21 protein-coding genes and 1 riboswitch are annotated in these 16,787 nt (G+C 58.5%); of the genes, 10 read left to right on the top strand and 11 right to left on the bottom strand.

The annotated features are described in order from the left end of the window. Positions 1 to 18 precede the first annotated feature (18 nt). The 5 genes from ACR0IP_RS10540 to rplQ all read left to right on the top strand — a co-directional run bounded on the left by ACR0IP_RS10540 (position 19) and on the right by rplQ (position 3,685). Complete coding sequence (locus ACR0IP_RS10540; protein WP_425083934.1) at positions 19 to 1,035, top strand: DUF1254 domain-containing protein; 1,017 nt, start codon at positions 19 to 21, stop codon at positions 1,033 to 1,035. Between the two features lie 208 nt (positions 1,036 to 1,243). Continuing rightward, entirely contained in the window at positions 1,244 to 1,612 is a 369-nt protein-coding gene (rpsM, locus tag ACR0IP_RS10535; RefSeq protein WP_170377641.1) for a 30S ribosomal protein S13, read from the top strand. A gap of 15 nt (positions 1,613 to 1,627) precedes the next feature. After that, positions 1,628 to 2,017, top strand: a complete 390-nt coding sequence (gene rpsK / locus ACR0IP_RS10530) for a 30S ribosomal protein S11 (RefSeq protein ID WP_008757289.1) — start codon at positions 1,628 to 1,630, stop codon at positions 2,015 to 2,017. A gap of 114 nt (positions 2,018 to 2,131) precedes the next feature. Continuing rightward, positions 2,132 to 3,148: a DNA-directed RNA polymerase subunit alpha gene (locus ACR0IP_RS10525; RefSeq protein ID WP_170377644.1), complete on the top strand. Its 1,017-nt coding sequence runs from the start codon at positions 2,132 to 2,134 to the stop codon at positions 3,146 to 3,148. Between the two features lie 117 nt (positions 3,149 to 3,265). Further along, positions 3,266 to 3,685, top strand: a complete 420-nt coding sequence (gene rplQ, locus ACR0IP_RS10520; protein ID WP_170377646.1) for a 50S ribosomal protein L17 — start codon at positions 3,266 to 3,268, stop codon at positions 3,683 to 3,685. Between the two features lie 104 nt (positions 3,686 to 3,789). On the opposite strand, the gene ACR0IP_RS10515 is transcribed toward rplQ, so the two are convergent. Genes ACR0IP_RS10515 through ACR0IP_RS10495 form a run of 5 tightly spaced genes read right to left on the bottom strand, consistent with a single transcriptional unit; the run spans position 3,790 to position 7,197 of the window. After that, entirely contained in the window at positions 3,790 to 4,440 is a 651-nt protein-coding gene (locus ACR0IP_RS10515) for an ABC transporter ATP-binding protein (protein ID WP_170377648.1), read from the bottom strand. Then, positions 4,437 to 5,219, bottom strand: a complete 783-nt coding sequence (gene cbiQ / locus ACR0IP_RS10510; RefSeq protein WP_170377650.1) for a cobalt ECF transporter T component CbiQ — start codon at positions 5,217 to 5,219, stop codon at positions 4,437 to 4,439. Before cbiQ ends, ACR0IP_RS10515 begins: the two co-directional genes overlap by 4 nt. After that, positions 5,219 to 5,797 (bottom strand): cobalt ABC transporter permease, encoded by a 579-nt coding sequence (locus ACR0IP_RS10505; protein WP_170377652.1) that lies wholly within the window; start codon positions 5,795 to 5,797, stop codon positions 5,219 to 5,221. Before ACR0IP_RS10505 ends, cbiQ begins: the two co-directional genes overlap by 1 nt. Beyond that, a complete protein-coding gene (gene cbiM, locus ACR0IP_RS10500; RefSeq protein ID WP_170377654.1) occupies positions 5,794 to 6,405 on the bottom strand; it encodes a cobalt transporter CbiM in 612 nt (203 codons plus the stop codon). The genes ACR0IP_RS10505 and cbiM overlap by 4 nt, the downstream gene beginning before the upstream one ends. 6 nt (positions 6,406 to 6,411) lie before the next feature. Beyond that, complete coding sequence (locus ACR0IP_RS10495; protein ID WP_480525406.1) at positions 6,412 to 7,197, bottom strand: DUF4198 domain-containing protein; 786 nt, start codon at positions 7,195 to 7,197, stop codon at positions 6,412 to 6,414. A gap of 128 nt (positions 7,198 to 7,325) precedes the next feature. Further along, a riboswitch (cobalamin riboswitch) is annotated at positions 7,326 to 7,527 on the bottom strand. A 249-nt stretch (positions 7,528 to 7,776) separates the two neighbouring features. Here ACR0IP_RS10495 and ACR0IP_RS10490 point away from each other — a divergent pair. Beyond that, on the top strand, positions 7,777 to 8,205 hold the full coding sequence (locus ACR0IP_RS10490) for an FKBP-type peptidyl-prolyl cis-trans isomerase (protein WP_170377657.1): 429 nt from the start codon (positions 7,777 to 7,779) through the stop codon (positions 8,203 to 8,205). Between the two features lie 12 nt (positions 8,206 to 8,217). On the opposite strand, the gene ACR0IP_RS10485 is transcribed toward ACR0IP_RS10490, so the two are convergent. From ACR0IP_RS10485 to fabA, 4 genes are read right to left on the bottom strand one after another with little or no spacing between them, the layout of a single operon-like run. After that, on the bottom strand, positions 8,218 to 8,397 hold the full coding sequence (locus ACR0IP_RS10485; RefSeq protein WP_170377659.1) for a hypothetical protein: 180 nt from the start codon (positions 8,395 to 8,397) through the stop codon (positions 8,218 to 8,220). Between the two features lie 59 nt (positions 8,398 to 8,456). Beyond that, a complete protein-coding gene (locus ACR0IP_RS10480) occupies positions 8,457 to 9,248 on the bottom strand; it encodes an enoyl-ACP reductase FabI (protein ID WP_170377661.1) in 792 nt (263 codons plus the stop codon). A gap of 5 nt (positions 9,249 to 9,253) precedes the next feature. Next, positions 9,254 to 10,483: a beta-ketoacyl-ACP synthase I gene (gene fabB / locus ACR0IP_RS10475; RefSeq protein ID WP_480525403.1), complete on the bottom strand. Its 1,230-nt coding sequence runs from the start codon at positions 10,481 to 10,483 to the stop codon at positions 9,254 to 9,256. Positions 10,484 to 10,530: 47 nt separating this feature from the next. Further along, entirely contained in the window at positions 10,531 to 11,040 is a 510-nt protein-coding gene (gene fabA / locus ACR0IP_RS10470; protein ID WP_170378117.1) for a bifunctional 3-hydroxydecanoyl-ACP dehydratase/trans-2-decenoyl-ACP isomerase, read from the bottom strand. A gap of 187 nt (positions 11,041 to 11,227) precedes the next feature. Here fabA and irrA point away from each other — a divergent pair, with 187 nt between their 5' ends. Further along, positions 11,228 to 11,653 carry an iron response transcriptional regulator IrrA gene (gene irrA, locus ACR0IP_RS10465; RefSeq protein ID WP_170378119.1) on the top strand — a complete coding sequence of 142 codons (426 nt, stop codon included), beginning with the start codon at positions 11,228 to 11,230 and terminating at the stop codon, positions 11,651 to 11,653. Here the strand turns inward: irrA and ACR0IP_RS10460 are convergent. After that, positions 11,622 to 12,545 (bottom strand): LysR family transcriptional regulator, encoded by a 924-nt coding sequence (locus ACR0IP_RS10460; RefSeq protein WP_480525401.1) that lies wholly within the window; start codon positions 12,543 to 12,545, stop codon positions 11,622 to 11,624. The genes irrA and ACR0IP_RS10460 overlap by 32 nt on opposite strands. Before the next feature lie 83 nt (positions 12,546 to 12,628). Between ACR0IP_RS10460 and ACR0IP_RS10455 the strand changes: the two genes are divergently transcribed. Then, positions 12,629 to 13,426, top strand: coding sequence for a phytanoyl-CoA dioxygenase family protein (locus ACR0IP_RS10455; RefSeq protein ID WP_475218661.1), 798 nt, complete (start codon positions 12,629 to 12,631; stop codon positions 13,424 to 13,426). A 64-nt stretch (positions 13,427 to 13,490) separates the two neighbouring features. Here ACR0IP_RS10455 and ACR0IP_RS10450 read toward each other — a convergent pair whose 3' ends face one another. Beyond that, a complete protein-coding gene (locus tag ACR0IP_RS10450; RefSeq protein WP_480525399.1) occupies positions 13,491 to 14,354 on the bottom strand; it encodes a hypothetical protein in 864 nt (287 codons plus the stop codon). Between the two features lie 122 nt (positions 14,355 to 14,476). On the opposite strand from ACR0IP_RS10450, the gene miaB reads away from it, so the two are divergent. Beyond that, a complete protein-coding gene (gene miaB / locus ACR0IP_RS10445; RefSeq protein WP_170377671.1) occupies positions 14,477 to 15,799 on the top strand; it encodes a tRNA (N6-isopentenyl adenosine(37)-C2)-methylthiotransferase MiaB in 1,323 nt (440 codons plus the stop codon). 170 nt (positions 15,800 to 15,969) lie between these two features. Further along, the gene (locus ACR0IP_RS10440; protein ID WP_170377673.1) at positions 15,970 to 16,722 is read left to right on the top strand and encodes an outer membrane protein; all 753 of its coding nucleotides are present in this window, start codon (positions 15,970 to 15,972) and stop codon (positions 16,720 to 16,722) included. The last annotated feature ends 65 nt before the right edge of the window (positions 16,723 to 16,787 follow it).

Raw genomic sequence — 16,787 nt, 5'->3', positions numbered from 1 at the left:
TTTTGTTGGGAGATAGCTATGAGCCTATCGCTTAAATCGCTCGCGATGACGTCCGCTCTGACTATGGCAGCAATCGGTGCTTGTGCAGAACAGACGCCGGTGACCATCGACAACTTTGTCCGTGCGGCGACAGATATCGAATTTCGGAAGTATCTGGCGCAGTCGGGCAGCGTCAACACGCTGTTTCACGTGCGCGAGCCTACACCGTTGGATAGGCAACCGACGATCCGCATGAACCGGGATACGCTTTACAGCATGGCGGTGGTTGATATTTCGGACGGCGCTTTGCTGACCGTGCCGGAGACCGGGGATCGCTATGTCTCGGTTCAGGTTGTCAATCAGGATCACTACGTCAACGACGTGTTCCTTGGCGGTGGAACTTATGAGCTGACTGTCGAGCAGTTCGATACGCCCTACGTTGCGCTGTTGTTTCGGTACCTCGTCGACTCGGAGGACCCCGCAGACATAGCCGCAGTGACTGCATTGCAGGATGGGGTCACGCTGCAGGCCAATTCCGCGCGTCCCTTTGACGAAGCGCATTACGACAAGGATGCGTTTGAAGAGGTGTTGAGCGCCGCATTGGAGCTTGCCCGTTTCTCGCCAGACAGTACTGGCACATTCGGTTCGAAAGAGGCGGTTGACCCTGTGCGCCACCTGCTGGGAACAGCGTTCGGTTGGGGTGGCTTGCCAGAGGCGCAGGCCTTCTATCTGAACGTCGAACCGGGGCTGGAGCTGGGGGCGTACAAACTAGAAGTTCCCGCCGAAGTTCCAGTTGGCGCGTTCTGGTCGGTCAGCCTGTATAACACGGCGGGGTTCTTTGAAGAGAACGATCTGGGTGTCTACGTGATCAACTCGGTGACGGGCGACAGCAACCCGGATGGCTCGATGACGGTGCATTTCGGTAGATGTGAAGACGGCCGTGTGAATTGCCTGCCGATCATGGAGGGATGGAACTATACTGTGCGTCTCTACCAGCCCGCGCTCGAAGTGATCGACGGGACCTGGACCTTCCCTGAAATCGAGCTTGCGGAGTGAATTCGGGATCAATATGCGATCTGCGCTTGACGCGCGGGTCGCGCGACACTAATTGACGCTATCTCGGAAGAGAATCGAATTGTGCGCGGGTATTCCGTTCACATGATCATATCATAAAATGCTGAGCCCTCTGGCGACACTGCCACGGTAAGGCGTTGTGAAAAAAGGTTCTGGAGTTACGGAACCGCAACGAAAAGGAAAGTGACACGTGGCACGTATTGCCGGCGTAAACATCCCGACTGCAAAGCGGGTACCAATCGCCCTCACATATATCACCGGAATCGGCAACACCTCGGCCAAAGCGATCTGCGAAGCCGTGGGCATTGAGGCGACCCGTCGCGTCAACGAACTGTCCGACGCCGAAGTTCTGAAAATCCGCGAATTCATCGACGAAAACTTCACCGTCGAAGGCGACCTGCGTCGTGAAGTTCAAATGAACGTCAAGCGCCTGATGGATCTGGGCTGCTACCGCGGTCTGCGTCACCGCCGCAACCTGCCGGTTCGCGGTCAGCGCACCCACACCAACGCTCGTACCCGCAAAGGCCCCGCAAAGGCCATCGCTGGTAAGAAGAAATAAGGGAGGGTCTGACTGATGGCACGTGATAAGACTCGCGTTAAGCGCAAAGAGCGTAAGAACATCGCATCGGGTGTCGCCCATGTGAACTCGACCTTCAACAACACCAAGATCCTGATCTCGGACGTACAAGGCAACGCCATTTCGTGGTCGTCTGCCGGTACCATGGGCTTCAAAGGGTCGCGGAAATCGACACCCTACGCCGCTCAGATGGCTGCAGAAGATGCAGGCAAGAAGGCCCAGGAACATGGCGTCAAAACGCTGGAAGTCGAAGTTCAGGGCCCCGGTTCGGGTCGTGAATCAGCTCTGCGTGCACTGGCTGCCGTGGGCTTCAACATCACGTCGATCCGCGACGTGACTCCGATCGCTCACAACGGCTGCCGCCCGCCGAAGCGCCGCCGCGTCTAAGCGATTTCGAATTCAGCTGGGGCTGCGTTTTTGCGCGGCCCCAGCATGTCATTTTGAACCTCGGGCGTCTGCACCTTGTTGGTCATGGGGCGCGGACAGGAATGGAGGGATTACATGATCCACAAGAATTGGGCAGAATTGATCAAGCCGACCCAGCTGGACGGCAAGCCGGGCAACGACCCTGCGCGTCAGGCAACCCTGGTTGCTGAACCGCTGGAGCGTGGCTTTGGTCTGACACTGGGCAACGCTTTGCGCCGCGTCCTGATGAGCTCGCTGCAAGGTGCGGCCATCACCAGCGTTCAAATCGACAATGTCCTGCACGAGTTCTCCTCGGTTGCGGGCGTACGTGAAGACGTCACCGACATCATCCTGAACCTCAAAGGCGTGTCGCTGCGCATGGAAGTCGAAGGCCCCAAGCGCCTGTCGATCAATGCCAAAGGCCCCGCAGTTGTGACCGCTGGTGACATCAGCGAAAGCGCTGGCATTGAGGTCCTGAACCGCGATCACGTCATCTGCCACCTGGACGATGGCGCCGACCTGTTCATGGAACTGACCGTCAACACCGGCAAGGGTTACGTCTCGGCTGAGAAGAACAAGCCGGAAGATGCACCCATCGGCCTGATCCCGATCGACGCGATCTACTCGCCGGTCAAAAAGGTTGCCTATGACGTTCAGCCGACCCGTGAAGGTCAGGTTCTGGACTATGACAAGCTGACCCTGAAGATCGAAACCGACGGTTCGATCACGCCGGAAGACGCGCTGGCCTATGCCGCTCGTATCCTGCAGGACCAGCTGTCGATCTTCGTCAACTTCGACGAGCCGGAATCGGCTGGCCGCCAGGACGAGGACGATGGTCTGGAGTTCAACCCGCTGCTGCTGAAGAAAGTCGACGAGCTGGAGCTGTCGGTCCGTTCGGCAAACTGCCTGAAGAACGACAACATCGTTTACATCGGCGACCTGATCCAGAAGACCGAAGCTGAGATGCTGCGCACCCCGAACTTTGGCCGCAAGTCGCTGAACGAGATCAAAGAAGTGCTGTCCGGCATGGGTCTGCACCTCGGCATGGATGTCGAGGATTGGCCGCCCGACAACATCGAAGATCTGGCGAAGAAATTCGAAGACGCGTTTTAAGCGCGTCTTCCCCAATGCCCGGGCGTCCGGGGACTAAATGGGCACTTCCGCCCCAAGGAGAGCCAGTGACACGCATCGCCGGCCAGACAAAGCAAAACGCAAGATAGGAATTGAAAAATGCGTCACGCACGTGGTTACCGCCGCCTGAATCGTACTCATGAGCACCGCAAGGCTCTGTTTGCAAACATGGCAGGCTCGCTCATCGAGCATGAGCAAATCAAAACAACTCTGCCGAAGGCAAAAGAACTGCGCCCAGTCATCGAAAAGCTGGTCACTCTGGGCAAGCGCGGCGACCTGCATGCTCGTCGTCAGGCCGCAGCACAGCTGAAAGAAGACAAAGACGTCGCAAAGCTGTTCGAAGTTCTGGGCCCCCGCTACGCCGAGCGTCAGGGCGGCTATGTCCGCATCCTGAAAGCTGGCTTCCGCTATGGCGACATGGCTCCGATGGCGATCATCGAATTCGTTGATCGTGACGTCGACGCCAAAGGCGCGGCTGACAAAGCCCGCGTTGCAGCCGAAGAGGCCGCAGAAGAATAAGAAAGCTAGCAGCTTTCAAAAAAGAACCCCGTGTCCTCGACGCGGGGTTTTTTGTTTTGCGCAGTTACAAACTGCTTGCATCGGCGCGCCCAAAATAGGCTTTCTCACACAGCGACCAGCTTGCCGTCTCGCAATTCCAGCCTGTCTGGGGTCAGCGCATCGCGAAATGCAGGAGAATGGCTAACCAGAACGATGGCCTGAGGCAGAGATTGCAGGATTTCGAGCAACCGCGCCTCGTTCTTAGTGTCCAGCGCATTCGTCGGCTCATCCAGCAGCAGGGCCTGCGGCTCCATCGCCAGAACCGTCGCCAGCGTGATCAGACGCTTTTCGCCGCCTGACAGTTTATGCGTGGTCCGTTCCTTCAGATGCAGGAGGTCGAGATCGCCGAGAACGCGATCCACGATGGCAAGCGCCTCATCACGTGTCTTGCCTAGGTTCAGCGGACCAAAGGCAATGTCTTCGGCCACTGTGGGGCAGAACAGCTGGTCGTCGGGGTCTTGAAAGACAAGGCCTATATGGCGGCGAACTTCGTGGAAATCGGCCTCCGCCCTTCTTGGTTTGCCAAAGACGGTCACCGCACCCGAAGACGGCCGCTGCAGCCCAAGTGTGATACGCAGAAGCGTGGATTTCCCGGCTCCATTCGGGCCGGTCAGTGACAGGCGTTGCCCGGCCTCCAGCCGCAGGTTAGCACCGTTCAGAACCGGTGCTTGTCCGGGATAGGCAAAGCAGATGTTGTCCAGCGCGATGAGGGTCATGCGAATTCCACTAGGATCAGGGCTAGACAGAGGGCTCCAAGCCCGGCAGCAAAGACAATATCACGTCGGTTGATGCTATAGTCCTGCATCAACAGCATCTTGCCCGAAAACCCCCGGCATTTCATCGCACCGAGGATGCGCTCGGACCGTTCGATTGCCCGGACCAGCATCATGCCGACCAGATAGCCAAAGCTGCGGTAGGTGTGCCAGTTGGTGCCGGGGCGGAAGCCTCGGACTTTCATCGCGGCGCTCAGGCGTTGGTACTCCTCATGTAGGACATCAATGTAGCGGATTGTGAACATCAGAAGATTCACCAGTGTTTCCGGACAGCGCAGCCGGTGCAGGGCATGGCCCAAGGTGACAGGCTCCATTGTGCCGACCAGAACCATCACGGTCAGGATCACGGCATTGGCGGTCAGCGCGATTTCCACGGCTTTCCAGAACCCCTGCCAACTGGCTGGAAACCCCCAGATGGTAAACATCGGGTCGCCGGGCATGGTGAAGGGCAACAGGACAAGCATAAAGATGATGAAACTGTCCATCATCGCCATCCGCTTGAGCGTCTTGCGCCAAGGCAGTCGGGACAGCACCAGCAGAGACAGCGCGATCATCAGCGCCGCTGCAAGGGCGGGCAGGGACGATAGGGAGACCACAACGACCGCAAACAAAACGGACATGACGATGCGCACACGCGGATCAAGCGCGGTGATCAACCCTCGTTGACCGATCGTGCCAGCCTCGGCCAGCGTCCGTTCCTGTGGTCCCAATACGTGTGCCATCAGCTTGCCAGTTTCCTCCGCGCCGCGAGGTAGAAACCCAGCCCGAACAGGCCAAAGATGTATCCGATGCCGCCCAGAATGGTCTGGAGGTCGTTGTGTTCGCGATAGGCGGCGATTTCCCGACGCAGAGGGCGTATTTCGTCACGCACGGCGGCCGCGATGGCCTGACGCTCCTCATCGCTGAGAGAGGCGACTGTGAGGCCCTCCGAGGCTGCCGTAAGCGTGGGCGACGCTGCGGGCGTGTTCTGGACGGCGACGCCCATGATCTTGGCGACGTCCTCGGCGGGCATGGTGACCTCGGCCACGTGACCGGCGCCAAGGTCGGCAAAGAAGGTATGGGCAACGGGTGCGGTGGGTGTGTAGATGAAGAACCCGTCGGCGTCGGTCGTGGCTCGACCCAGCTCGACCCCGTTTGGATCGGTCACGACGACCTCGGTATCGGTCGCCATGGTACCGTTGGAGAAGCCGATTTCCCCTTCGATCGCGTCACCGGACGCAAAGACCCCGGCAATCACCTTGTGGGCCAGCGCGGGCAGAGGGGCCGCGCACAGCGCCAGGATGAGGGCAAGCTGTCTCATGTGGCGGGCCTGGTCAGGAACAGTTCAGGTTTGACCTTTCGCGCCAGAAGGATGGCAAATCCTGTCAGGACGGCCTCGATGACCATCACGGGGACATGGGCAAAGAAGACCAGTTTGGCGGCGGGGAGGAATTCGTCCCCTGACAAGGCCAGTGAGATACCCACCATGACAGTGGTGGCTGCAATGGCAAAGGCGCCGCCAATGCCGCCCCAAATTGCGCCATGAACAGGCGAACCGCGTCCGATCAGAGGTCGAAACAGCAGCCCCGCTAGTACGGCCGGAAAAGCGATGTTGAGCGTGTTGATCCCCAGCACCGTCAGCCCGCCGAAGCCGAAAAAGACTGCCTGTAGCAGCAGACCCACAAACAGGGCCGGGAAGGCGGCCCAGCCGAGCAGAAGCCCGGCCAGACCGTTGAGGATCAGATGCACCGACGACGGCCCAATCGGCACGTGGATCAGAGAAGCCACGAAGAAACTGGCCGCTAGCACCCCAGCTGTGGGGATGCGGTCCAGATCCAGCGACCTGAGGCCCATGGCAACCCCACCAGCGGCGGCAATAGCGCCGCCGATGACGACCGGGTTGGACAGGGCTCCGTCGACGATGTGCATCTGGGGTTACTCCATGTCCCAGGCGCGGATCCAGATCACCGCGTCCTGGCTCAGCTCTTTGCCTTCATGTTCGGTTTCCGGACCAGCGCCGAGGGCGGCAAAGCCCCAGTAGCCAGCTTTCGGGACACCGAAGGAGAAATAGCCGTTGGCGTCGGAAATAGCGACAACAGCGCCACCGGGCATCGGCGAAACGGTAGGCTCGGACGAGGCTTGGCTGTCGAAGCTGGGCTTGGCGGCCATGTACTCGATCTCAATCTCAGCGCCGGCAACCGGTTCGCCATTCGCCAGAACCTGACCGGTGAAGGTCGAACCTGCGATGACGTTGTAGGGCTTGTTCAGCGGCACGATCTCGGTCGCCAGACCTGCGGGGTTCATCCAGTCGGTCGGCAGTTCGTTGCGGTTCAGGAACGCCTTGGTGATCTGCTGGATATAGATATCCTCGGCCTCTTCGTAATAGGGCTCAGGCACGGTGACCACTACGTAGTCGCCCGAACGTTTGACCGGAACAGATCCCTGGAAGGCCGCGCCTTCGTTTTCGGGGCTCGAAAACCGGATGGGCTCCAGCGTGTCCAGCAGGTCGGTCTTTTCGCCATTGTGGATCACATAGAATTCCTGCGGCTTGTCCAGATCCATGACATGGCCGTTTTCAAACGGGTGCCAGAAGATCAGCTTGACCGGCACGTCGCCCGGCGCCTCGATCAGCGTGTCGGTGGTGTATTCCAGCAGAAAATGCGCCTGCGCCATCGCTGGAATCGCCAGCGCAGCCGCAGCTGTGCAAAATAGTTTCTTCACAAGGTCTTTCCTTCGTCCTTCGTGCCAACCCCGGCACGTTTCTTGCTTGATATCGGGACGAACGGAGCCATGTACCCAAAATAAGGGCATCGGCCCAATGCACACCCCAGCATCGGTGACACACCCCTTCCGAGGGTGCATATCCGGCAGGTCTCCTGACTTGCGGGTCAAAGCATGGGGCTGGCCTTCCCGGGTGGAACCCAGTGGCGTGTCAGCCCTGCTCACCGCCTACAGTTGCGGGGGCAGTTGCGGCATTGGGTGGATCAGAATTCCCCGCACCGCATTCCCTTTTCTCCGGGCGAACCCGGAACCGGACATGAGGACGCTGATGGCAGAGATTCCCATCACCGGTCAATCTCTATTTAAGACTGCAGCGATAACATCTTGTCGATAGGATCGGATGTTCCTGTTCTGCACGCTTGGTATTGAAGGCGCGCGTGTAAGCGACGACAAAAGGACGCGCACGCCTTCACCGCAATCTGGACATCAGAATCAGATGCATGCATCCTGCGCTGAGTCAGACTCCGGCGTAGCGCGCTTGTGTTCGGCGCCCTATTCCCCACACGCCCCGGAGGCCCAATGTCTGAGATCAAGCAAGGCGACACAGTTCGCATCCACTATACCGGCACGCTGTTGGACGAGACTGTCTTTGACAGCTCAGACGGGCGCGATCCGTTAGAGTTTGTTGTCGGTTCGGGCCAGATCATACCCGGCCTGGACAGCGCGATGCCAGGATTGGCGGTTGGCGACAAGAAGCGGGTCGAGATTGCCTGTGTCGACGCCTATGGTCCGATCAACCCGGCGATGCGGCAGGACATTCCGCGTGAAGGTATTCCGGACGACATCCCGCTAGAGCCTGGAACCCAGTTGCAGATGCAGACCCCCGATGGTCAGGCGCTGCCGGTAACGGTTGTCGAGGCGAACGAGGCCACGGTGACGCTGGACGCCAATCACCCGCTGGCCGGGCAGGACCTGATCTTCGATATTGAGGTTGTCTCGGTGAACTGAAGGCTTGAGGTCTTAGCCCCAAAGCCCGTCAAGCGCTGCACGGACCTGCGGTTGCGTGAAGAACACGAACAACACCAGCAATGTGGTCAGCGTCAAAAGCAGAACACGGGCGCGGGGGCTTAGGAACCCCGTTTTCCGTCTGGTCTGGGTGCCACGCGTATTGCTGGCAAGGATCTGGTCGGTTTTGCTCATGCCCATATCCCTGACGCCGAAAGATGGTCAAATCTTGGCGGCGTCTGGGAAAGATATGGTCACATGAAATCCGGCTGTGGCATTCCAAGCACGTGGAAACCGCCATCCACCCTGATGATCTCGCCCGAGGTGCAAGCCCCCGCGTCTGAGGTCAGGTAAACCGCCGTGCCGCCAACGGCCTCCAGCGTAGCGTTCGAGCGCATGGGTGCATTTTGGTCGCAGAACTTGTAGGTCTTGCGCGCACCGCCGATTGCCGCCCCGGCCAGGGTCTTCATCGGGCCGGGCGAAATCGCGTTCACACGGATGCCTTCGGGGCCGAGGTCGTTGGCCAGATACCGTGTCGCCGATTCCAGCGCGGCTTTGGCAACGCCCATGACGTTGTAATTCGGAACTACACGATTCGAGCCTTGGTAGGTCAGCGTCAGCAGCGAGCCACCATTGTCCTTCATCAGCGGATAGGCGCGACGGGCGACCTCGATGAAAGAGTAGGCCGACACATCCATCGAGTGCTTGAAATTGGCCCTTGTGGTGTTCAGAAACCGGCCTGTCAGCTCGTTCTTGTCCGAATAGGCAATCGCGTGAACGACAAAGTCGATGGTTGGCCAGCGTTCGCCCAACTCGCCAAAGGCGCGGTCCAGCGAGGCGTCATCGGTGACATCCGCATCCACCATGAAGTCGCTGCCGAGGCTTTCGGCCAATGGCTGCAGACGCTTCCCGAACGCGTCGCCCTGATAGGTGAAAGCCAGCTCAGCCCCTGCTTCATGCATCGCTTTCGAGATACCCCAGGCAATCGACCGGTCATTGGCGACACCCATGATCAGGCCGCGTTTCCCTTTTAGAACTTCCGACATCTCGTTCACCCGTTATACTTTGACAGGATCATGGATCCGTTCGTGCCGCCAAAGCCGAAGCTGTTGGTCATGACCGAATCCAAACCTGCATTTTCAACCACTTGAGTTGCAATTTCACCGGGCTGGATGCCTTCGGCTAGTGTGTCGACATTGATCGACGGCGTTATGAAATCATTGTCCAGCATGAGCAGGCAGAAGATCGCCTCAAGCGCGCCAGCCGCGCCCTGTGCGTGCCCGGTCATCGACTTGGTGGACGAGATCGGAGGCACCTGACCTTCGCCGAAGATACGACGCACGGCTTCAACTTCGCCCACATCTCCGACCGGGGTCGAAGTGCCATGCGCGTTGATGTAACCAACCTTGCGGCCTTCGGGCAGGGTCGACAGAGCCAGACGCATCGCGCGCTCACCGCCTTCGCCGGACGGGGCCACCATGTCATGACCGTCCGAAGTCGCAGCATAGCCGGTCACCTCGGCGTAGATCTTGGCACCGCGCGCCAGCGCATGGTCCAGATCCTCAAGCACCACGATGCCTCCGCCACCCGAAATCACGAAGCCGTCGCGGTCCTGATCGAACGCGCGCGATGCTTTCTTCGGAGTGTCGTTGTACTTCGACGACATCGCACCCATCGCGTCGAACAGGCAGGACAGGGTCCAGTCCAGCTCCTCGCCGCCGCCTGCGAACATCACGTCCTGCTTGCCCAGCATGATCTGTTCCGCCGCGTTGCCGATGCAATGCAGCGAGGTCGAGCACGCCGACGTGATCGAGTAGTTGATACCCTTGATCTTATAGGCGGTGGCAAGGTTCGCGGAAATCGTGGAACACATGCATTTCGGCACGGCAAAAGGCCCGATCCGCTTGGTAGCGCCGTTCTTCAGTACCGTCTGATGCGCGGTCAGCATCGCGCTGGTGGACGGTCCGCCGGACCCGGCAACCAGTCCGGTGCGCGGATTGACGACCTGTTCCTCGGTCAGCCCGGAATCGGCAATCGCCTGTGCCATCGCGATGTGTGCGTAGGCCGCGCCCGGTCCCATGAAACGCAGGGTGCGTTTATCAACGTGTTCGGACACGTCGATCTTGAGCGACCCGGCGATCTGGCTGCGAAAGCCATGTTCGACCATCTGCTCATTGGCCTCGATGCCGGATTTACCTGCTTTGAGCGAGGCGAGAACCTCTTCGGCATTGTTCCCGATCGAGGAGACGATCCCCAAACCGGTGACGACGACGCGACGCATATGCGTTCTCCTGTGTTCCGTTCCTGTTGGCGTAATGTCCGCTGGTGTCAGCTTTCGGACAGTGCAACCTTCATATCTTTGACTTGGTAAATTACTTCACCATCCGCTTCGACACGGCCATCCGCGACCCCCATGGTCAGACGGCGTGTTTGTACGGCTTTGGTAAAATCAACATAATAGGTCAGCATCTTACGGTCCGGGCGGACCATGCCGGTCAGTTTGACTTCGCCCACGCCCAGGGCGTAGCCGCGCCCCTGCCAGCCGCGCCAGCCCAGGTTGAAGCCCGTCAGCTGCCACAGGCCATCCAGACCCAAGCAGCCCGGCATGATCGGGTTTCCGGGGAAGTGGCAGTCAAAGAACCAAAGATCAGGCGTGATGTCGAATTCCGCGACAACATGGCCTTTGCCATGCGCGCCTCCGTCACCAGAAACATCGGTGATCCGGTCCATCATCAGCATCGGAGGGGCAGGCAACTGCGCATTGCCGGGGCCAAAAAGTTCGCCTCGCGCGCATTTCAGCAGATCCTCTTTGTCAAAACTGCTTGGGAATTGGGCCATTCTTGCCGCCTCTTCTGCCTTGGGTCCGTTAATTACATTTGGCCTCACCTAGCACCCGTATGCAAGGTCCTGCAAGAGCAGTGGCCGGATGATGTTGCGACCCGGTGATCTTTGCGAATGAATTTCATTTGAAATTGGCATCCCTGCGCCCCTATATATATAAGCAGCAAAAATGGGTATCGGATTCATGACACCTCAGAGCCGTAAGATAGCTACAGACTGGTTGGAGAGCGCCGGATTGCGCCCGACGCGACAGCGTGTTGCGCTGGCCGAGTTGCTTGTGGGCGATGGTCGTCACCGGCATGTAACAGCGGAAAGCCTGTTTGACTCCGCCAAGACCAAGGGCGATGCTGTTTCGCTTGCGACCGTCTACAATACGCTGCGCGCGTTCTGCGATGCGGGCGTGCTGCAAGAGATCACGGTGGATGGGTCGAAAAGCTATTTTGACACCAACACCCATGATCACCCGCATTTCTATTGGGAAGACGAAAGCCGGCTGAGCGACGCTCCGTCCGAAGAGTTGGTGATCCAGCGCCTCCCGCAGGCGCCGGAAGGGGTCGAGATCGCCTCGGTCGACGTGGTTATCCGTCTTCGCAAGAAACCTCAGGTCTAGTTTCGGACAGCGCATCAAACAGGATACGTTCCGCTGAGGCCAATGTGGCTTCGACGGGGCCGGTTCCGTGGCGGGCCAAGACGACAGGCTCAGCAGCGCCGTTGTCTAGGATCGTCAGGCGCACAAGCGTTCTATTGTCATAGCTCGTCGAATTGTTTGGGCTGGCGTAGCTGATTGCGATTCCTTCCCCATGGGCTGCGAGGCTGCGCTGAATCTCAAGCGTTGCTGCCCTGTGGGCGACTGTTGGGTTCAGGCCTTTACGCCGAAACAGGTTCAGGACGTGCTGCGCCGACAGCCCCTCCTTAGACAGGATCAGGGGTTCCAGTTCCAGATCGACCAAATTGACACTGTGGGCAGAAGCAAGCGGGTGATCAGGTGGGAGCAAGGCGTGCGGGACACTGTCGAACAGCTCTTGCCGAGTAAACCCTGCATCCATGCCAAGGTCATACGTGATCGCGATATCCGTCTGGCCGTTGATCAGACCGTCCAGCAAGCCCTCGAAACTGTCCACCTGATACGAGATGGTCACATCGGGCAGGGCTGTATGCAGACTATGCAAGGCAGAGGCCAGATGAAACGGTGCCAAGTCAATGAAGCAGCCCAACCGCAGGTGTGAAGACCCGTGCGGTGCGTCTGTCGGATTTTCGATCTGCGCGGCAGAGTGCAACAGTTTTTCCGCCTGTTCGATGAAAAGGCGCCCCTGAGGGGTTGTGGTCATCGCCGCCCCGCGTCGACGCATGAACAGCGGATATCCCAGAAGCGACTCAACCCGCGTCAGGGCCGTCGATAGAGCGGGTTGCGATACGTTCAGCCCATGGGCTGCGGCAGACAAGCTGCCATGGCGGCCGATGGCGCAGACATATTCGTATTGGCGCAGTGAAATATATAACATCACGTTAATTATTACTTCGAAAGATATGATTTGAACAGATGGCTTTGTTGTCCTTTAAACGAGTCAAGCACAAGGAGACCGACATGCCACACCCTCTTGTTTCTCAGGACATGATCGACACCTACCAGGAAGACGGGGTTGTCCTGATCAAAGGGCTTTTTGCCGATCACGTGGATGCGTTGCGCGACGGAGTTGCCGCTAATATGACCGAGCCGGGGCCCTATGCCTCGGACAACAAGAAAGAGGGGCAGACCGGGCTGTTCTTTGATGATTACTGCAACTGGACCCGTATCCCGCAGTTCCGCGAGGTGATCGAGACCTCTCCGGCGGCTGAGGTCGCAGCGGACCTGATGCAGTCGAAAACAGTGCAGATGTTTCACGACCATGTTCTGGTGAAGGAGCCAGGCACATCGATGGCGACGCCCTGGCATCAGGACGGGCCGTATTACTTTGTCGAAGGGCAGCAGACCATCAGCTTCTGGTCGCCCTTGGATCCGGTGAAGCAAGCCACCCTGCGCTGTGTTGCGGGATCACACAGGTGGGGGAAAGAGGTGCTGCCGACCCGCTGGGTCAGCGAAGAGGGGTTCTTTGCTGATGAAGGCCAATACATTCCGGTCCCCGATCCGGATGCGGAAGGGATGAAAGTGGTCGAGTTCGAAATGGAGCCCGGCGATGCGGTTGCGTTCAACTACCGCACCCTGCATGGGGCGCGGGGGAATCACTCGGACAGTCGTCGCCGGGCGTTTTCATTACGGCTGGTTGGGGATGATGCGCGCTATGTCGAGCGTCCGGGCCGCACGTCGCCTCCGTTTCCGGGGCATGACATGACACCCGGTCAGCGGTTGCGGGAAGACTGGTTCCCGATGCTGCTGCAGCGATAGGGGGCTCTGCCCCCGCCGCCTGCGGCGCCTCCCCCGGGATATTTTCAGCCAGATGAAGAGCGGATCAGAACCATTGGCCGGGTTCGATCAATCCCAGATCGAGCAGTTGGCGCGATGTCCATTCGAACGAGACGGAATTGTGCCAGCGGAAGCTTGAGATGTCGAAGGCCGAACCTGCGTTGCTTTTCAGAGCTTTTGCCGCCCGAAATGAGCAGATCGCAGCCGTCAGGTTGTGGTGCCACGGGCAGGCATAGGTGTTGTATTCGGTCTCGTTGAACGTGTGATCGGGCTGCAGGATCAGGTCTTTGCGGGTCTTGAACAAAGCGATTCTGTCAATCCGGCGGCGTTCATAGGGAATGTGATCTTCGAACCGCCAGCGCAGGCCGCCGGACATGTCCAATTGGCGCTCGACCGGGCGGCCTGTGGGATCGTGGCGGGTGTGGGCATAGTATCCGGTGCCGTCCAACATGGCCTGGTCAGGGGCCACGCCGTTCGGGAACTGGGTCAGGTCGCCTGCGTAGAGGTCGATCACGTGGCACAACATTGCGTTGCGGCGTTCCTCGGCGTGGAAGGCCAGCAATTCCCCTATGCTGCGCGTTTCACAGAAAGGGTAGAACAGGTACTCGGCGTTGTAGCAGTAGTACATCCAGACGCTGGGCGCGACTTTTGTGATGCGGTTGATCGCGTCGAACACCACGGTCCGGGGCGCGCATCTGAGTGTCACGCGATGTATCCGCGCGGTCAGGTCCTCGCTGAGGGTGAACTCGGCGGGCATGAAAGCCACGACGGACTTGAACCCGAGGCTTAGATGGTGGTGCAGTGTGCTTTCGACCTCGGTCTCGTCTTCAGCGAAAATCAGGGCCACGGGGCCTTTGGACAGGGCGGATTGGCCTGAATTCAGAAAGTTGTCGAGGGATTCGTACTGCATCGCCGGTTTTCATTCGCGTCTTGCTGGAAAGTTTCGCCAAATTCGGGTAATTGCGCCGGCATTGCAAGCGGCGTTCGAAGCAGATAGATGACGCCGATCCAGCGACTGCAAAGGCCCGATCCATGTCTGAACCCAAAAAGCTGTTTATCAAGACCTATGGCTGTCAGATGAATGTCTATGACAGCGAGCGTATGGCCGAGGCCTTGGGTGGGCAGGGATATGTCGAGACCAAGTCGCCGGACGATGCGGATATGATCCTGCTAAACACCTGCCATATCCGCGAAAAAGCCGCCGAAAAGGTCTATTCCGAGCTTGGCCGGTTCAAGGGGTTGAAGGCGGAAAAGCCCGATCTCAAGATCGGTGTGGCGGGCTGTGTTGCGCAGGCCGAAGGCGAAGAGATCATGCGCCGTCAGCCTCTGGTCGATCTGGTGGTTGGACCGCAAAGCTATCACCGTTTGCCGGAGATGGAGGCCAAGACCCGTGAAGGGGCCAAAGCGCTGGACACCGATTTCCCCGAAGAGGACAAGTTCGAAAAGCTCAAGAACCGTCCCAAGGCCAAACGCGGCCCGACAGCGTTTTTGACAGTGCAGGAGGGTTGCGACAAGTTCTGCGCCTTCTGCGTTGTGCCCTATACCCGTGGGGCCGAGGTCAGCCGCCCTGCGGACCGTATCATTCGTGAGGCGCAGGATTTGGTTGAACGCGGCGTGCGCGAGATCACTCTGCTGGGCCAGAACGTCAACGCCTATCACGGTGCCGGTCCCAATGGGGACATGACGCTGGCCGGGCTGATCTGGGAATTGAACAAGGTCGACGGGCTGGAGCGTATCCGTTTTACCACCTCGCATCCCAATGATATGGCAGATGATTTGATTGAGGCGCATGGCACCTGTGATAAGTTGATGCCGTACTTGCATTTGCCTGTGCAGGCGGGATCGGATCGGATCCTCAAGCGGATGAACCGCAGCCATACGGCGGACAGCTATTTGCGGCTGATTGAACATATCCGCGCGGCGCGTCCGGATATCGTGATGTCGGGGGATTTCATCGTCGGCTTTCCGGAAGAGACCGAAGAGGATTTCCAGGCGACTTTGGACTTGGTCGAGCAGGTCAAATACGGCTATGCCTACTCGTTCAAGTACTCGACCCGCCCGGGGACTCCGGCGGCGGAACGCGCCCAGGTTGACCCGGCGGTGGCGGATGACCGCTTACAACGCTTGCAAGCTCTGATCACCAAGCATCAGCGCGAAATTCAGGATTCCATGGTCGGTCGCACTGTCGGCGTTCTGTTCGAGAAGCCCGGGCGGCTCGAAGGGCAAATGGTTGGAAAATCAGACTATCTGCACTCGGTTCACGTGGTAGGGCCTGACCTGAACGTGGGAGACTTGCGTAAGGTGCGTATCGTGAAGTCTGGCGCGAACTCTTTGGCCGGGGAACTGTTGCAATAAGGTGGTTCTTTGCGGGCACGTCGTGCCAGTACGAATATATCTAAAATTTACCCTTGATTTATGAATTGGAACTATGTTCCGAGAGGAGCCAAGTTTTCTGATGGGCCTCGACCGCGTGCGGAAGGTTTGTTTTTGCCGATCACGAAAGTGGCGTCGATGGAGGGTATTGAGTGGTGGTTCTGAAGTGCAAAGGTCTCTGGTCTGTGTCGGTCGCAACTTTAGTGGCTTTTGGGGCCAGCGCGACTTGGGCGAGCGATCAAACGGGGGACATATCTGATCCCGAAGTGATCAGCGACAAGCGCTTCAGCGACGATGTCAGTGCCTTCTATCTCGGTGTGACGGCAGGGTATGGCGGTGGGGGCGATGATCGGTTCGGTCTGACCACGCCAACCGATACTTTCGCAATCGGCGATCAGGACATCAGCGGAACCTATGGCGGTGTGCGTGGCGGCTGGCGGGGTGTCCTGCCGGCTCGGGGCGGTCGTGACTATGTTTATGGATTTGAGCTGGGATATGATTTCGGATCGCTGGACGACAGTGTTTCCACTGTAGTCGGCTCTGAGACGGTTCAAGGCGGGTCAGAAGTCTCGGATATTGTCACCTTGCGGTTTCGGAATGGCCTAACCAACCGCAGCGGGCGAATCCTTTATTTCGTCAGTGTCGGTTACCTTTGGGGTGACGTAGAGACCACAAACAGTATTTCGTCCACCACTGGCACACAGTCATTTGAAACTTCGGATCGCCGCAACGGGTTCTCGCTCAGCATTGGTGCGGAACATTATCTGACGGAAGACTGGTCGATCACAGGTGAGTTTGAATATGTCCAGTTCGATTCCAAGGATATTGAATTCTCTTCGGGTTTTTCGACAAAATCCACACCGAACTATCGCGGTCTGAGGTTCGGTTTGAACTACAAGTTCTAAACCGGAGCAAATCGCCCGATCGGCGCTTTTGTCATCGCCGTGCGAATTTTTGAAACTGTGGCTTG

It is taken from the genome of Ruegeria sp. AL11, from assembly GCF_056540865.1.
This window is presented reverse-complemented; position numbering and strand designations above follow the sequence as displayed.

What these genes read in the sequence shown, in the direction of transcription:
- ACR0IP_RS10540 (WP_425083934.1), top strand. Translation starts at nt 19, where the DNA reads ATGAGCCTATCGCTTAAATCGCTCGCGATGACGTCCGCTCTGACTATG.
- rpsK (WP_008757289.1), top strand. Translation starts at nt 1,628, where the DNA reads ATGGCACGTGATAAGACTCGCGTTAAGCGCAAAGAGCGTAAGAACATC.
- ACR0IP_RS10525 (WP_170377644.1), top strand. Translation starts at nt 2,132, where the DNA reads ATGATCCACAAGAATTGGGCAGAATTGATCAAGCCGACCCAGCTGGAC.
- rplQ (WP_170377646.1), top strand. Translation starts at nt 3,266, where the DNA reads ATGCGTCACGCACGTGGTTACCGCCGCCTGAATCGTACTCATGAGCAC.
- ACR0IP_RS10515 (WP_170377648.1), bottom strand. Translation starts at nt 4,440, where the DNA reads ATGACCCTCATCGCGCTGGACAACATCTGCTTTGCCTATCCCGGACAA.
- cbiQ (WP_170377650.1), bottom strand. Translation starts at nt 5,219, where the DNA reads ATGGCACACGTATTGGGACCACAGGAACGGACGCTGGCCGAGGCTGGC.
- ACR0IP_RS10505 (WP_170377652.1), bottom strand. Translation starts at nt 5,797, where the DNA reads ATGAGACAGCTTGCCCTCATCCTGGCGCTGTGCGCGGCCCCTCTGCCC.
- cbiM (WP_170377654.1), bottom strand. Translation starts at nt 6,405, where the DNA reads ATGCACATCGTCGACGGAGCCCTGTCCAACCCGGTCGTCATCGGCGGC.
- ACR0IP_RS10490 (WP_170377657.1), top strand. Translation starts at nt 7,777, where the DNA reads ATGTCTGAGATCAAGCAAGGCGACACAGTTCGCATCCACTATACCGGC.
- ACR0IP_RS10485 (WP_170377659.1), bottom strand. Translation starts at nt 8,397, where the DNA reads ATGAGCAAAACCGACCAGATCCTTGCCAGCAATACGCGTGGCACCCAG.
- ACR0IP_RS10480 (WP_170377661.1), bottom strand. Translation starts at nt 9,248, where the DNA reads ATGTCGGAAGTTCTAAAAGGGAAACGCGGCCTGATCATGGGTGTCGCC.
- fabB (WP_480525403.1), bottom strand. Translation starts at nt 10,483, where the DNA reads ATGCGTCGCGTCGTCGTCACCGGTTTGGGGATCGTCTCCTCGATCGGG.
- fabA (WP_170378117.1), bottom strand. Translation starts at nt 11,040, where the DNA reads ATGGCCCAATTCCCAAGCAGTTTTGACAAAGAGGATCTGCTGAAATGC.
- irrA (WP_170378119.1), top strand. Translation starts at nt 11,228, where the DNA reads ATGACACCTCAGAGCCGTAAGATAGCTACAGACTGGTTGGAGAGCGCC.
- ACR0IP_RS10460 (WP_480525401.1), bottom strand. Translation starts at nt 12,545, where the DNA reads ATGTTATATATTTCACTGCGCCAATACGAATATGTCTGCGCCATCGGC.
- ACR0IP_RS10455 (WP_475218661.1), top strand. Translation starts at nt 12,629, where the DNA reads ATGCCACACCCTCTTGTTTCTCAGGACATGATCGACACCTACCAGGAA.
- ACR0IP_RS10450 (WP_480525399.1), bottom strand. Translation starts at nt 14,354, where the DNA reads ATGCAGTACGAATCCCTCGACAACTTTCTGAATTCAGGCCAATCCGCC.
- miaB (WP_170377671.1), top strand. Translation starts at nt 14,477, where the DNA reads ATGTCTGAACCCAAAAAGCTGTTTATCAAGACCTATGGCTGTCAGATG.